Here is a 15,151-nt window from a genome sequence, read left to right as displayed (position 1 = left end):
AAAAGGCTGAAGCTGTTGCTTCAGCCTTTCTTCATGCAAAAAAACACCCGCCTCGGATTCAGGCAGGTGCTTCAGCACAATTTTTCATTTTTGTTTCCGCAAATTTCAATAACGCTTCACTCGAATTCCCATTTGAATACATATTCCATTTGTCCGAGAACCTTTTCATTTCTTCTGCATGAAATGGCTTTTTCGTCATTTCCTCGAGAAGGGCTTTGCTGTCATGACAAGCCTTTCCGGGAATGACCGAAGCATAATTGTCGATTAAACCGCGTTTTCGATTATATTCCTCCAGATCATAGGTGAAAAAGAAAATCGGTTTATTTAAGAGCGCGAATTCAAAGGGCACGGAAGAGTAGTCCGTAATTAAAATATCAGCCGCTTTCAAGAGATCATGAAGACGCATGTCAGACACGTTCTTGATCGATTCGCTTTCAAACGAAGCTGAAATATGATGCAAAACGGCAGGATGAAGCTTTACAAGCAGCATATACTCTCCGTTTAATTCGTTTATGAGCTGCTCCTCGGTGAATGGGAGCCGAAAGGATTGCATATCATAATCCCTGAATGTCGGTGCGTACAGAATGATTTTTTTCGGCCATTTGCGCTCCGGTTCCGGCTTGTTTTCTTCATAATAGACGTCAGTCAGGGGAACTCCCGTTTTTAACAGCTGGGCATCCCGTATACCGAACGACTTTTTAAAAACGTCAGCCATCTCATCTGAACCGACGGTGACAAAATCAAACGAACGGTACACTTTTTTAAAGCGGCTGATATCTGATGCCGGCCGGCTTTGGTTCGTCACGTCCTCAAGGCCGAACTTTTTCAAAGAGCCGTTCGCATGCCATACTTGAATGCATGTCGTTTGCGGCCGGCGGTTTAAGACGCTTGTCAGGAGAAAATAGTTATCCGTTATGACCACTCTGCTCTTAAAAAGGATGAAAACGGCCTTCACAAGATGCAGAGGGTTTTTTTCGTCCAGATAAAAAGAGCCGAGACCTTCCAGCTCTTTTTTCAGACTGACGGCATGTCTCGTATACAGAACCGTCACTTCATAAGAAAGCGATTCAGCGTGCACCTTGTAAGAATGGATGAGAGCCTGCGCATTTTCTTCAAAAGATACCAGCAGGGTCAGATGATTCTTTGGCTTTACAGGCTTGAACAAAACGCCGAGAACCGACAGATATATAGAATAGAAAGCGGCGAATAAAGATCGCAAGTTCATAGATTACCAATCTCTTTTGCTGTTTTATTTGTTTAAAGCTGTTTCGTTTGATCTTCAGCCTGCTTGGAGTACAGGCTCTTATTTGATTTATTGTTTCTCAAAACGGTAAAAGCATACTTCGGAATGTTCAGCATCCTTTTCCATCTCCACGGATTCGTCACCAGTCTGTACAGCCATTCCAGATTTGTTTTGATCATCCATTCAGGGGCGCGTTTTACCGTTCCGCTGAACACATCAAAGCTTCCGCCCAAACCGATTGAAACAGCCTGAGGGAAAAGATGTTTGTATTCATAAATAAATTGCTCCTGATGCGGATATCCTAAGGCGACAAACACGAGATCGGGTTTCGCCCGGGAAATCTGTTTGGCGACGAAGCGTTTATCGGCTTCATAGCCGTTGCTGGCTCCTACAACCTCGATATTCGGATACTCTTTACTGATCCGATTCAAAACGGCGTCAAGCACGTCTTGCTTAGCTCCGTATAAAAATATTTTTTTAGACTGCCGGTTTGCGAGACCGAGCAGCGACAGAAACACATCGAATCCCGCAATTCTTGATTTCAGCGGGTGCTGCGTCAAACGTGACATTAACACGACGCCGATACCATCCGGCAGGACGAAATCCGCGGAAGAAATGACTTGATGATAACCTTTGTCTTTCGCCGCAGCGTATCCGATCTCTGGATTGACCGTCGCAATGACGGCTCCTTGCTTTTGTGCGATATAATAAGTGTCTAAATATGAAATAAACTCCTGTAAATTTCCATTAACATAAGAAAGGTTGTGCACCATTTCAGTCTGCATCTGCCGTCCTCCTTTTTGTACGGGATTTTCTTTCACTTTTTCGTGACTTAAGCTAAGCTTTATTTTAACATAATACCTTCAGATAAACTTAACAATAGTTTTACAAAAATATAAATAAGATAACAATTTCTTTAATCATACGCGCAAAAACCCTGCTAAACTCCTATTGTAATAACATTTGTCAATAAGTGGAATTCAACTTCGTTTTACATTAGCTTAACCTTTTCAGGGCTATGTGATATAATGAGGTTCCATGAGTACGAAATTGGCACTTTAGTGATTAAGGATACAGCTGCACAGCATTTCAGGGCAGTTGCTTGTTATACGTATGATGATAGAAAGGAGCTTTTGTTTCATGAAGAAGGTCATTACTTACGGAACGTTTGATTTACTGCATTGGGGTCATATTAAACTGCTCGAGCGCGCGAAGCAGCTTGGAGATTATCTTGTCGTTGCCATCTCAACAGACGAGTTCAACCTTCAAAAACAAAAAAAGGCCTACCACAGCTATGAACACAGAAAGTTAATTCTTGAAACAATCCGTTATGTCGACGAAGTTATTCCGGAAAACAGCTGGGATCAAAAAGTCCGGGACGTAGCGGAGCACAACATCGACGTGTTCGTAATGGGAGACGATTGGGAAGGCAAGTTCGACTTCCTTAAAGATCAATGCGAAGTCATCTATCTCCCTAGAACCGAAGGCATTTCCACTACTCAGATTAAAAAAGAAATTGCCGGGGTGTAATTGAAACATTCGGATATGCAGATGATAAAGAAGTACTCCCTCCGGATAGGGAGTACTTCTTGTAATATAAGGTTATTTTCGCTATATTTGTTATGCGCTTTTTTAAAAAAGCTAGACAATAAGAGGAGAATTTAAAATGAATCTTAGTAACTTTTTTAAATTGAATAAAAAAGAGTCCAAGCCGTCCATAGAAGAACGTGAATATACCATTTTAAACAAAGAAGCATTGGCGGATGAAAAGAAGGTAGCGGTAGTCGTTCCCGTTTATAATGCAGAAGAATATGTGCGGAAAACAGTTGATTCAGTAATCCTTCAAAATATCGGCTTTCAGCATATTTCTTTAATTCTGGTCGATGATTGTTCAACTGATGATTCCAGAAACATTCTGACTGAATACGCCGAGCTGTATGAGAATATTACGGTCGTATTTCTGAAAGACAATACGGGAACCCCCGCTTATCCGAGAAACTTGGGAATTGAGCTTGCAAATGCAAAGTACATTACCTTTTTAGATGCGGATGATTGGTTTGCGCCGAACGGAGTTAAAATTTTATTCGACATGCTTGAAAGAGATCATGTGAATTATGCGGTCGGAAAAACGATCGAAATGCAGGTGAACGGGCAAAAAACAATCGGGAAACATGAGTCCTCACTGAACAGAGCGAAAGTATCGCCTTTTTCAATCCGGCATATTTTCTATCATCTCGGCCCGCGGGCAAGAATGATGAGCTTACAATTTCTAAAAGATAATGATATCAGATATCCGGAAATGAAATTTGCTGAAGATAAGCAATTTTTTATGGATGTTCTTTTGTCGTGCGGAGATATTTCAACGTCAACAGAACCGGTTTATTATTTGAACAGAATGGACAATAATGAGTCGCTGACAAAAAAGACGAATATTATGGAAAAAACCGATACGAACATAGCCGTAATGAAGTATATTCTGAACAAAAAATTAGATACTGAGAAAGAAAAGATGGCGATGAACCGTCTGATTGAATTCGATTCCATTACGCGGCTTTTCGATCGGATGCACTTCCTGAAAAGCGAAAATAAAGAAGCTTACTACAATAAATTCAATGAAATTCTGAATGTATTAAAGAAGACGAAGTACGATATTTCCGAGACGTTTTTTCATCCGATCCATAAAACAGCCTACCGCCTGCTGATTCAAAAACGGTATGATGAAGTCGAAAAGCTGTTCCGATGGTCTAAAAAAGAGCCCAATAAAAACATCGTGATCCGGGACGGACTGGCTTATTTAGAAAGCCCGCTGACGGATGAAGAAAATAAACTGGTCGAACTGCGCATGCACGGGGAAACGGAAAGCGCGGTGTTCGCCGATGATAAATTCACCATTACGTTCCGCTTGTTCGGACAGGACAGAAATAATGCCCAATATATTCAGTTTCAGCACAGAGAAAAAATGAAAGAATACCACCAGTTTCCGGTACAGTCACTGGGAGACGGGCGGTACGTCCTTGAACTCCCGTTACGTGACATTGAAAAAGTCGGACTTGGCGGTTATATTATGTATGTCATTTATAACGATTATGAACGGGTCATGTTAAACAGAGAAGACGATGAAAAGGTAACTGCAGAAGCGAACGGACTGCACTATCAATTCTACCGGACAGTGAAGGAGAACCTATCGCTGAAAGTATCAAAATGATGATTGTGATTGGATATGTTTAATTGAAACAGAGGAGTAGACTTATTTTATGGGTATAGAAAATCCTGTCAGATACAAGTTAAAACATCTTAATATAAAGGAAGATACATTCAGTATTACGATATCCTGTGAAAATGCCGCTTTAGAGGAAGAGCCTTCTCTTCAGATTATAAATCGTAAGACAAAAGCGGAACTTTCCGTCCCTCTGAAACGGTTGCCCGGAGAAAGCGGGGAGTACCATGCTGTTATGGGCACGGAGCTGCTTTCTGAACATACGGACGGCAAAGGATGTCTTGATTTCTATGTCTCCTTTATCAATGATGACAGTGATATCAATAAAAAACGGTTAAAATCCAGCCTTGAACCTATTGAACTGTCTTCTTATAAAGATGAGGCTCATCATATGTTCTTTTTCCCTTATACGACCAAGAAAGGGAATTTCTCCTTAAAGCTGCTGCAGAGAAAGTTCGTCACGCGAATTGATGAAATGGAGCTTGAATCTGACGGCAGCTTACATCTGAAAGGTTTTGCATTCCGGCTGAATGCAGCAGAAACCTTAAAGATAAAAGAAAAAAACCTGATTCTGAAAATGAAAAAAGGTAAAGATGAGGAGCCTCTCATTCTGAAGTATCCGCTTCATGACGTGCCGAGACACGACCTTGATGAATATGTTCAGGATACAACGGCACTTGACACGATAGGCTTTGATACAAAAATTGATTTGAATGCCATTTATAAAGAATTGAATCAGCAGCTTATCTTTCAATTCCATATTCAATTCATTTTTGAAGATGCCGGGACGGGTGAAGAGGTTATCACCAACAGCAAGCCGTTAAAGGCACTGAAATCTGAACAAGTAAACCCTAACCAATTCACGATTCTGAAAACGGAAAAAGGACCTGCCAGATTTCATGTTTTCACGAAAAAGAAAACAAAAAATCTCCATCTGAGAATGAATGATTACAGTTTCAGCACCCGCGTCGAGTATTTTGTGAAAGGAAAGCTGAAACGGGGAGCATCCTTTGTACGCAAAAGAAAGAATAAGCTGAAAAAGTTTATTGAGAAAAGAATACAAAACACTTATAAAGCAGGATTCAGGCTTGCAGGGAAAATGCCCGTCAAACAGAAATTTGTCATGTTTGAAAGCTTTGCCGGAAAACAGTACAGCTGCAATCCGCGGGCAATTTACGAATACATGAGCAAAGAAATGCCTGAATACCGTCTGTGCTGGAGTGTAAATCCCGCTTATACACAGACATTTAAAGATAAAGGAATTCCTTATATCGAACGTTTTACGTTTAAATGGCTGTTTGCCATGGCAAGAGCCGAGTACTGGATTGTCAACAGCCGTATGCCGCTGTGGATCCCGAAACCCGAGCATACGACATATGTCCAGACATGGCATGGAACGCCTTTAAAGCGTCTTGCCGTTGATATGGATGAAGTGCATATGCCGGGAACAAACACTGAAAAATATAAGCGCAATTTTACGACAGAGGCTTCAAAATGGGATTATCTGATTTCACCGAACGCATATTCAACAGAAATTTTCGCTCGGGCGTTTCAGTTTAATAAAACCATGATTGAATCTGGATATCCGCGGAATGACTTCCTTCAGACGGATAACAGCCCTTCTGTCATCAGAGCGCTGAAAGAAAGAATGAACCTTCCGCAAGATAAAAAAGTGATCATCTACGCACCGACATGGCGGGATGACCAATTTTATAAGAAGGGAAAATACAAGTTTGACCTTGATTTAGACCTTCACCAATTGAGAGAAGCGATCGGCGACCGTTACGTCATTATTTTACGGATGCATTATCTGGTTGCGGAAAACTTTGATCTCGGACCGTATGAAGGATTTGCGTATGATTTCTCCAGCTACGAAGATATCCGTGAGCTGTATATGGTCTCTGATTTACTTATAACGGACTATTCATCTGTCTTTTTTGACTATGCAAATCTGAAAAGACCGATGCTGTTTTATGTGCCTGATATCGAAACGTATCGGGATAAACTCAGAGGGTTTTACTTTGACTTTGAAAAAGAAGCGCCCGGCCCGCTGGTCAAAGAAACGGGTGACGTTATCAAGTGGGTGAATGAAACGGAATCAGACAATTATAAGCTTCCGGATTCGTTCGGGCCTTTTTATGAGAAGTTCTGTTATTTAGAGACCGGGGAATCGTCTGAAAAAGCCGTAAAAGTGATTTTCGGGGACAAGTAAATAAGTGCAAAAAAGCATAATTTAACCACGTTAATTATGCTTTTTTGCTTAAAAGACGGCATGTTGCGCTCACCGGCCGCAGGCTTGTTATGAAGTGAAAAATACATCGTAATCTGTTACAATTATGAGCGGTGCTTTTGTAAGTCAAAGCTATTACCAAAACTTACGACTAAGGAAGATTAGAATGAATGCATTGGTAAAAATTCTGAAAGAGCAATTCAACTCTTTTCCGCTGATTATGCGGCTTGCAGTGTACGAAACGAAATCAAAGTATCAAGTGAACTATTTGGGTATATTGTGGCAGTTTCTCAACCCTATGATTCAAATGCTGGCTTATTGGTTCGTATTTGGTCTCGGGATTCGCGGCGGACATGATATGGTGCTTGGAAATGGAGACAGCGTACCGTTCATCGTCTGGATGCTGGCCGGCTTAATTCCTTGGTTCTTTATCAGTCCGACGATATTGGATGCATCTAACAGCGTTTTTAAACGGATAAATTTAGTATCGAAAATGAACTTTCCGATCAGTTCACTGCCTTCTGTAGTGATAGCATCGAATTTATTCAGTTACTTTGTGATGATGGCGATTTATATTATTGTGCTGCTGAGCAACGGGCTGTTTCCGACGCTTCACTGGCTGCAATATATTTATTACTTGTTTTGCATGATCAGTTTTATGTTTGCTTTCGGCCTGTTTAATTCGACCATCAGCGTATTAATCAGGGACTATCAGTTTTTGCTTCAGGCCGTCACAAGGCTTCTCTTTTTTCTTCTGCCGATTTTCTGGGACATTGCCGAGAAATTTGGAAACAGACCTGAAGTTTTGACCATCTTGAAGTTAAACCCTCTTTTCTATATTATCGAGGGCTTTAGAGACAGCTTTATGGAAGGGCAGTGGTTTTTCCACGATATGAAATATACGCTGTATTTCTGGTTCGTCACACTGCTGTTGTTAACAGTCGGTTCACTTCTTCATATGAAATTCAGAGATAAGTTTGTTGACTTTCTTTAATATAGTAAGGAGATTATACGATGAAACTAAAAGTTTCGTTCAGAAATGTTTCAAAACAGTATTTTCTATATAAAAAACAGTCTGACAAAATTAAAGGGCTGTTTTTCCCAAACAGAAATCAAAAAGGTTTTTTCGCTGTCCGAAATGTTTCTTTTGACGTCTATGAAGGAGAAACGATCGGATTCGTAGGAATCAACGGTTCGGGAAAATCAACGATGTCTAATCTGCTTGCAAAAATCATTCCGCCGACAAGCGGTGAGATTGATATGAACGGGCAGCCGTCTTTAATCGCCATTTCTGCCGGATTAAACAATCAATTAAGCGGTAAGGACAACATTCGTTTGAAATGCTTGATGATGGGTCTCAGCAATCGGCAGATAGACGAGCTTTATGAAAAAATCGTTGAATTCGCGGATATTGGCGACTTTATAGATCAGCCTGTTAAAAGCTATTCAAGCGGTATGAAATCCCGTCTCGGTTTTGCCATATCGGCGCATATGGACCCTGACATCCTTATTATCGATGAGGCGCTCTCAGTAGGGGACCAGACTTTTTATCAAAAATGTGTGGACCGCATTACGGAATTTAAAGAACGCGGCAAAACGATCTTTTTCGTCAGTCATTCCATCGGACAGATTGAGAAAATGTGTGATCGGGTGGCTTGGATGCATTACGGCGAAATGCGTATGTTTGATGAAACAAAAGCGGTTGTGAAAGAATATAAAGCTTTTGTGGATTGGTTCAACAAGCTTTCAAAGAAAGAAAAAAAGAAATATCAAAATGAGCAGATTGAAGGCAGAACGCGGGCTGCCGAGGAACAGCAAATCACTCAGGCGCAGCAAAAGAAAGCGAAGCCCAAATTCATTGCCAATACGATTCAGATTACGCTGCTTGCATTGCTGGCTGCAGGAGCGGCTGCTTCGATGTTTTCAGACAAGCCTCTGCGTGCGATCGCATCTTTCGGCGACGTCAAACAGAGCGATGCCGGCCTTTATGAGTCTGTGAATAAACCTGCTTTGGTAAAAGCTGAAAAAGCGGATCTTTACGCCGGAAAAGATATAAAAGGGAAAATCTCGGCAAGTGTAAGTTTCGGTACGAAGGTGCAGGTAGAAGCCGAGAATAACCAAGCGGCCAAAGTGAGATTAAACGATAAAGAGTACTTTATGAAAAAGACTGATTTGCATAAAGTGAACGCTTTAAAAACGACGGATGTTCAGCTCAGCGATTTAAGCAGCAGTTTATCAGGCGAAACGACAGAAGAGTTTCTCTCATATATCAATAAGAGCCTTGACGACGTGCGGAGTAAATTGAAAAATCCAGCTGACGGGCAAACGGATGACGGACGGAAAGTATTAAAAGTATCCGATGCGAAAACGGATTTTGTGATTGACAATGATACAGTCTCCGAAGTGATATTTCATTTATCGCGTCCCGCAGACATCTCAGCTTTAAGTAAAAAAGGCGGCAGCAAAATCAATCAGAACTTGTTCATGCTCAAAAACCAGAAATATACTTTCTCTGTGAACAACGCTGATCAAACACTGACCGTAACATCTAAAAAGTAAAGATCACATAAAAAAAGCTGCCGGACTCGGCAGCTTTTTCTATTCGTCAGCTTCTTCTTTTTCAAGAAGATCCTTCATAAACGGAATTAATTTATGGCGGATATCTTTGTCCTGTAAGGCAAATTCAAGCGTCGTTTCGATGAACCCCAGTTTTTCTCCGACGTCGTAACGTTTTCCTTCGAAATCATAAGCGAAGACACGCTGAATGTCATTGAGCTTTTGAATGGCGTCCGTTAGTTGAATTTCTCCTCCTGCACCGACTTCCTGCTGTTCCAAATACATGAAAATTTCAGGAGTGAAAACGTATCTTCCTAAAATCGCCAAGTTGGAAGGAGCTGTGCCCGCTTCAGGCTTTTCTACGAAATTTCTGACTTGGTAACGGCGTCCTTCATTTGTTAACGGGTCAATTATTCCGTATCGGTGTGTATCACTTTCAGGAACTTGCTGAACCCCGATAATGGAAGACAATGTTTTTTCATATTCGTCCATCAGCTGGCGAAGTCCCGGTTTTTCGGCCTGGACAATATCATCGCCGAGAAGAACGGCAAAAGGTTCATCGCCGATGAAGTTGCGTGCGCACCAAACGGCATGACCGAGTCCTTTTGGCTCTTTTTGGCGGATATAGTGGATATCCGCAATGTTTGATGATTTTTTCACTTTTTGCAGCAGTTCGATTTTACCCTTCTCTTCCAAATTGCGCTCCAGTTCAGGCGCATTGTCGAAATGGTCTTCAATTGCTCTTTTTCCTTTTCCGGTTACGATAATAATGTCTTCGATGCCGGATTCGACAGCTTCTTCGATAATATACTGAATTGTCGGCTTATCAACGATTGGGAGCATTTCTTTAGGCATTGCTTTTGTGGCAGGCAAAAAACGTGTGCCTAAACCTGCTGCCGGAATAATGGCTTTGCGTACTTTCTTCACTGAATAACACCATCCTTGTTTCTGCTGAATCTTTTTTTCAGAACTATAACCTAGTCTTTTTCCACTTTACCACAATTGATTAAAATTCACACCTTTTAATCCGCTTTCAAAGAGTCTTGTAAAGGATTTTGCTTTGTTTGCCGTTAAGCTTTACAATATCTAAGAAACGGCATAAATATGTTAACATGAAGGGAATATCCGACATATAAAACGAGGTGCAGACAAACCGTTGAAAAAACTAAAAGTAATGACCGTATTCGGTACAAGACCTGAAGCAATTAAAATGGCTCCGCTCGTGTTAGAGCTTGAAAAATATCCGGAAATTGATTCACTGGTGACTGTAACCGCACAGCACAGACAGATGCTGGATCAAGTGCTTGAAGCATTCAGCATTAAGCCTGATTATGATTTGAACATTATGAAAGAGCGTCAGACGCTTTCTGAAATTACATCTCATGCCTTGCTGAAACTGGACAAGCTGTTCCAAGAAGTAAAACCAGATATCGTTTTGGTCCACGGAGATACGACGACAACTTTCGCGGGAAGCCTTGCCGCCTTTTATCATCAAATCGCCGTCGGCCATGTGGAGGCCGGTCTGCGTACGCAAAATAAATACTCTCCTTTCCCTGAGGAAATCAACCGGCAGATGACGGGCGTGATCGCTGATGTGAATTTTGCGCCGACAAGCCAGGCTGAACAGAATCTGCTTGCGGAAAATAAAAAGCCGGATTCTATATTTGTCACGGGAAATACGGCGATAGACGCACTCCAAACGACAGTGCGGGAAGATTATTTTCATCCGATTTTTGAGAAACTGGACGGAAGCAGGATGATCCTCCTGACAGCGCACAGACGTGAGAACTTAGGAAGGCCGATGGAACAGATGTTTAAGGCTGTCAGAAGAGTCATTGAAGAGTTTGAGGACGTACAAGTCGTTTATCCCGTCCATTTGAATCCCGCAGTACGTGAGGCCGCAGAAGCCCATTTCGCTGATTCGGACAGAGTGCATTTAATAGAGCCGCTGGAGGTTGTGGATTTTCATAATTTCGCTGCGAAAGCCCATTTCATTATGACCGACTCAGGCGGAGTGCAGGAGGAAGCGCCTTCCCTCGGTAAGCCGGTCTTGGTGCTCCGGGATACAACTGAACGCCCCGAGGGAGTGAAAGCAGGAACATTAAAGCTTGCGGGCACAGATGAGGAAACCGTGTATCAGCTGACAAAACGGCTTTTAACCGATCAGGCCGAATATGAACGGATGTCAAAGGCGTCCAACCCCTATGGTGACGGATCTGCGTCAAAACGGATTGCGGAGGAGCTGCTTTATCGGTACGGCTATAGAAAAAAACGTCCGCAGCCTTTTACAGAATAAAAAACTCTGCATCGCATGCAGAGTTTTTTATTATTTCAGGCTTTCTTTTAATTCTTTTTTGACTGAAGCGAGGCTTGCTTCATCTAATTTGTAATAATAGATATTGTTGATTCTCGTTCCCGTTCCCTTCAGTTCATGCTGAATAACTTTGCCGCGGGCGTTTTTATAGTCAGTCATAACCGTCCACATATCATCGAATGACATGTTTGTTTTCATATTGTTTTCAATGACCTTAAACATATCTCCGAATTTTGTGACAGACGAGATGTTTGCCCCTTTAGATATAATCCCTTCAATCACTTGGCGCTGGCGCTGCTGCCTGCCGAAATCCCCCCGGGGATCTTCTTTTCTCATACGCGTGTAGGCGAGTGCTTCTTCACCGTTCAGGCTGATATTCCCCGTTCCGAAAGAGTGCCCGTCGTAGTTGAAGGCAAACGTGCTGTTCACCGTAATCCCGCCGAGTGTATCCACCGTATCTTTGAAGCTCTCCATGTTTACTTTCACAAAATAATCTACCGGCACGTCAAGCAGGTCCTCGACGGTATCCGCGGCCATCTGCGTCCCGCCGAAAGCATAGGAGTGGTTGATTTTATCCATCGTACCTTTGCCGGAGATTTTCGTATACGTATCACGCGGAATGCTGACCATTTCTGTTGTATTCGTTTTAGGGTTGACGGTCATATAAATCATCGTATCCGCGCGCCCCTTATCATTTTTCCGTTCATCGACGCCCATGATTAAAACAGAAATCGGGTCCTTCTTTCCGAGATCTATATCTGTGTCACGTTTGTCCGATTTTTTTAAGTCTTCCTGAATACTTGCCACCGTTGAAGCTGCTTTGTGCCACAAGTAGTAGACGTAGCCTCCTGATGATAAAACTAACAGCCCGATGATCGTTACGATTGTCAGAAGAACTTTTTTCTTCTTTCTTTTTCGTTCAGCCCTCATTTGTCATCACCTTTTCTATTAACTTTCACGATGCAATTTACTAATCTTTATAAACCCAGTCATATTTTTACTTCTAACCGTGTAATAGACGAAATTCTTAAAAAAAAGGTTACAAAAAGACCTTAAAATTACCTTAAAAAAAAGTTAGTATAAGACGATACATAAAGATGAGGTGAAAAAAATGAAAAAAATTGTTGCAGCTTCGTTCTTAATACTGCTTTTTTCAGTTGTGTTAGCAGCATGCGGAACGGCGGATCAATCAAAGAAGGGAAGCGGTTCTTCGGAAACGCAGGCTCAAAAAGAAACGGCATATTATGTCGGTATGGCGGATACGCACACAATTGAAGTAAAAGTCGATGATCAGCCTGTCAGCTTTGAATTTTCTGACGACTTCTCTGATGTTCTGAATAAATTCAACGAAAATGACAAAGTCAGCATTACTTATTTCACAAATGATAAAGGCCAAAAAGAGATCAAGGAAATCGAGAAAGCAAAATAATACATCATGATCAGCAAAAGGCGGGATAAAAATTGAAGAAAACAATATGGGCTGTCTGTTTTTCTGTGATATTCAGCCTGGCTTTATTACCGGAAAGCACTTTTGCGGCCAGTTCTGATATCTCAGTAAAACTGACGAATTATATTGGTAATAAATCGACTCTGAATATCGAACCCTCCGGAACTTATAAACTGACGGGAAGCGGTGTGTCCTCCGTTGTCAGATTGGGAGGCGCATCCAAATATGATACGGCAAACGCCGCGACATCAAAGTATTGGAAAAATCCGTCCAACGTAGTCGTCGTTAATACGGATGCTTATTTTGCGGACACGCTTTCCGTCATTCCTTTAGCGAATAAACTGAAAGCGCCTGTTCTGCTGACTGAATCGAAAAAACTCAGCAGCAGCACGGAAGCGCAAATCAAAAAATACAACCCGGATAATATTTTAATCATCGGCGGGGCGAACAGTATTTCGTCAGCTGCGGAAAAAACATTGAAAAAATACGGCCGCACGAAACGGATCAGCGGAAAAAACAGATATGATCTGTCCAAAAATATCGCGGCCGAAATGGGCAGCTATGACCAGGCAATCGTAGTAACCGGAGATGTTTATACGGATGCGCTGGCAATCGCACCTTATGCCGCGCAAAACGGCTATCCGATTCTCCTGACGAAAAAAGACTCCCTCCCGAGCTACAATCTGCCTAAAAAAGTGATCATCATGGGAGGCACTTCAAGCGTCAGCAAAGATGTGGAGAATCAAATTAAAAAGAAAGCTTCAGTGACAAAAAGAATTACCGGTTCAAACAGATATCAAATATCAGCAAATGCAGTCACTTCGCTGGGCATGGATGCAAGCAAAGCAGTTGCTGCCAACGGGACAAAATTAGCGGACATCGTTGTCGGCTCGAATATTGCCGCCGCAAATCATATGCCGCTTGTATACATCAAAAAAAGTGAAACGCCGGCCGACGAAGCCAGCCTTTTTAAAGCAAAAGGCACCTATTCTTATACATTAATAGGCAGCACGAATTCAATTGCAGATTCAGTTAAGGATGCTTATGCAAAAGAGTTTTATCTCGTAAACGGAAAAACGTACCGCATTGAAACATCCGGCGGCAAACTAGGCGTTGCCGGTATTAACAGCGGAAAAACGTCTTTCAAGGCGGTTCCTGAAAAATATTCAACATCGAACACAATCAGTATTGACGGAAAACCGTATTTGGGGAATATGAGTTTTTCTGCGGAATCCGGCAAATATGTAAGACCTGTAAATGAAAACATTCCTTTTGAGGATTATTTGAAAGGTGTCCTGCCGAATGAAATGCCGGGAAGCTGGCCGACAGAAGCGCTGAAGGCTCAGGCTGTTGCCGCCCGCACCTACTCTATCAGCAAGACGGGACAAACAGTTGCGGATTCAACGGCTTTTCAGGTATACGGGGGATACAGCTGGTATCCAAACGCCACCGCAGCCGTTGACGGAACAAAGGGGAAAGTGCTCACTTATTCCGGCAGATTGATAGATGCCACCTACTCGTCAAGCAATGGCGGCTACACTGAAGCCGGCGATGAAGTATGGGGCTCAAAAGTGCCGTATTTAGTAGCCAAAAAGGATACAAAAGATCCGGAAATCAGCTGGTCTTTAACATTGCAGAAACAGCAGCTGCCAGCCGGTCTGGATATGAAAAACCCCGCATCCTGGTGGTCCAAAACAAACGAAGCAAATGCTGCGCAGCTCAACGGAATAAAAAATTGGCTGATGAAAAATAAAGAAACCAATGCAAATTCCATAAAAATTGCAAGCATCTCTGATCTCTCGCTCACCGGAAAAACAAAAGGGCAGCGGGCAGAAGACGCCGCGGTGAAGGTGACATACCATGTGAATGACAAGTCGAAAGGCTATGTCATGAACAAGACTGCATCCTTTGAGGTGAAGGCGTCAGAACTCAGAACGATGATCGGAGCTTCATCTTTTAAAAGTACATACGCCAGTGCGTCCGCTGATTCTGCGAAAATCACGATATCAGGAAAGGGATACGGACACGGCGTGGGAATGAGTCAATACGGAGCGAGAGAAAGAGCGGAGGCCGGAGAGCCGTATACTTCTATTCTTGCGTTCTATTATCCTAATACAGCACTTACAAACTACTAAACTTCTGTG

At 42.3% G+C, this 15,151-nt stretch carries 12 protein-coding genes; 8 read left to right on the top strand and 4 right to left on the bottom strand.

Annotated elements, in window-relative coordinates; translation table 11 throughout:
• Positions 1-58 precede the first annotated feature (58 nt).
• Positions 59-1,225 carry a CDP-glycerol glycerophosphotransferase family protein gene (locus ABDB98_RS16980; RefSeq protein WP_438420763.1) on the bottom strand — a complete coding sequence of 389 codons (1,167 nt, stop codon included), beginning with the start codon at positions 1,223-1,225 and terminating at the stop codon, positions 59-61.
• Between the two features lie 32 nt (positions 1,226-1,257).
• Positions 1,258-2,028 carry a WecB/TagA/CpsF family glycosyltransferase gene (locus tag ABDB98_RS16975; protein WP_064108203.1) on the bottom strand — a complete coding sequence of 257 codons (771 nt, stop codon included), beginning with the start codon at positions 2,026-2,028 and terminating at the stop codon, positions 1,258-1,260.
• Between the two features lie 355 nt (positions 2,029-2,383).
• On the opposite strand from ABDB98_RS16975, the gene tagD reads away from it, so the two are divergent.
• From tagD to tagH, 5 genes are all read left to right on the top strand, one after another.
• Positions 2,384-2,773: a glycerol-3-phosphate cytidylyltransferase gene (gene tagD, locus ABDB98_RS16970; RefSeq protein WP_016937747.1), complete on the top strand. Its 390-nt coding sequence runs from the start codon at positions 2,384-2,386 to the stop codon at positions 2,771-2,773.
• 136 nt (positions 2,774-2,909) lie between these two features.
• Complete coding sequence (locus ABDB98_RS16965) at positions 2,910-4,448, top strand: glycosyltransferase family 2 protein (RefSeq protein WP_438420762.1); 1,539 nt, start codon at positions 2,910-2,912, stop codon at positions 4,446-4,448.
• A 49-nt stretch (positions 4,449-4,497) separates the two neighbouring features.
• Positions 4,498-6,672, top strand: a complete 2,175-nt coding sequence (locus ABDB98_RS16960; RefSeq protein WP_438420761.1) for a CDP-glycerol glycerophosphotransferase family protein — start codon at positions 4,498-4,500, stop codon at positions 6,670-6,672.
• A gap of 184 nt (positions 6,673-6,856) precedes the next feature.
• On the top strand, positions 6,857-7,684 hold the full coding sequence (locus ABDB98_RS16955; protein ID WP_016937750.1) for an ABC transporter permease: 828 nt from the start codon (positions 6,857-6,859) through the stop codon (positions 7,682-7,684).
• A 20-nt stretch (positions 7,685-7,704) separates the two neighbouring features.
• Entirely contained in the window at positions 7,705-9,249 is a 1,545-nt protein-coding gene (gene tagH, locus ABDB98_RS16950; RefSeq protein WP_438420760.1) for a teichoic acids export ABC transporter ATP-binding subunit TagH, read from the top strand.
• Between the two features lie 39 nt (positions 9,250-9,288).
• On the opposite strand, the gene galU is transcribed toward tagH, so the two are convergent.
• Complete coding sequence (gene galU / locus ABDB98_RS16945; RefSeq protein ID WP_016937752.1) at positions 9,289-10,173, bottom strand: UTP--glucose-1-phosphate uridylyltransferase GalU; 885 nt, start codon at positions 10,171-10,173, stop codon at positions 9,289-9,291.
• 229 nt (positions 10,174-10,402) lie between these two features.
• On the opposite strand from galU, the gene wecB reads away from it, so the two are divergent.
• Complete coding sequence (gene wecB / locus ABDB98_RS16940; protein WP_060964130.1) at positions 10,403-11,542, top strand: non-hydrolyzing UDP-N-acetylglucosamine 2-epimerase; 1,140 nt, start codon at positions 10,403-10,405, stop codon at positions 11,540-11,542.
• Positions 11,543-11,572: 30 nt separating this feature from the next.
• Here the strand turns inward: wecB and tagU are convergent, their stop codons facing one another.
• Positions 11,573-12,490: a polyisoprenyl-teichoic acid--peptidoglycan teichoic acid transferase TagU gene (gene tagU / locus ABDB98_RS16935; RefSeq protein ID WP_060964131.1), complete on the bottom strand. Its 918-nt coding sequence runs from the start codon at positions 12,488-12,490 to the stop codon at positions 11,573-11,575.
• Between the two features lie 181 nt (positions 12,491-12,671).
• On the opposite strand from tagU, the gene ABDB98_RS16930 reads away from it, so the two are divergent.
• Complete coding sequence (locus ABDB98_RS16930) at positions 12,672-12,989, top strand: LytA (protein WP_438420759.1); 318 nt, start codon at positions 12,672-12,674, stop codon at positions 12,987-12,989.
• A gap of 32 nt (positions 12,990-13,021) precedes the next feature.
• Positions 13,022-15,142: a SpoIID/LytB domain-containing protein gene (locus tag ABDB98_RS16925; RefSeq protein WP_188154381.1), complete on the top strand. Its 2,121-nt coding sequence runs from the start codon at positions 13,022-13,024 to the stop codon at positions 15,140-15,142.
• The last annotated feature ends 9 nt before the right edge of the window (positions 15,143-15,151 follow it).

The organism is Bacillus siamensis (genome assembly GCF_051628075.1).
GTDB lineage: Bacteria > Bacillota > Bacilli > Bacillales > Bacillaceae > Bacillus > Bacillus siamensis.
Note: the sequence above shows the minus strand (reverse complement) of the source record. Positions and strands in the feature narration are given on the sequence as shown.

Coding starts and splice junctions, on each gene's coding strand:
- ABDB98_RS16980 (WP_438420763.1), bottom strand. CDS start 1,225: ATGAACTTGCGATCTTTATTCGCCGCTTTCTATTCTATATATCTGTCG.
- ABDB98_RS16975 (WP_064108203.1), bottom strand. CDS start 2,028: ATGCAGACTGAAATGGTGCACAACCTTTCTTATGTTAATGGAAATTTA.
- tagD (WP_016937747.1), top strand. CDS start 2,384: ATGAAGAAGGTCATTACTTACGGAACGTTTGATTTACTGCATTGGGGT.
- ABDB98_RS16965 (WP_438420762.1), top strand. CDS start 2,910: ATGAATCTTAGTAACTTTTTTAAATTGAATAAAAAAGAGTCCAAGCCG.
- ABDB98_RS16960 (WP_438420761.1), top strand. CDS start 4,498: ATGGGTATAGAAAATCCTGTCAGATACAAGTTAAAACATCTTAATATA.
- ABDB98_RS16955 (WP_016937750.1), top strand. CDS start 6,857: ATGAATGCATTGGTAAAAATTCTGAAAGAGCAATTCAACTCTTTTCCG.
- tagH (WP_438420760.1), top strand. CDS start 7,705: ATGAAACTAAAAGTTTCGTTCAGAAATGTTTCAAAACAGTATTTTCTA.
- tagU (WP_060964131.1), bottom strand. CDS start 12,490: ATGAGGGCTGAACGAAAAAGAAAGAAGAAAAAAGTTCTTCTGACAATC.
- ABDB98_RS16930 (WP_438420759.1), top strand. CDS start 12,672: ATGAAAAAAATTGTTGCAGCTTCGTTCTTAATACTGCTTTTTTCAGTT.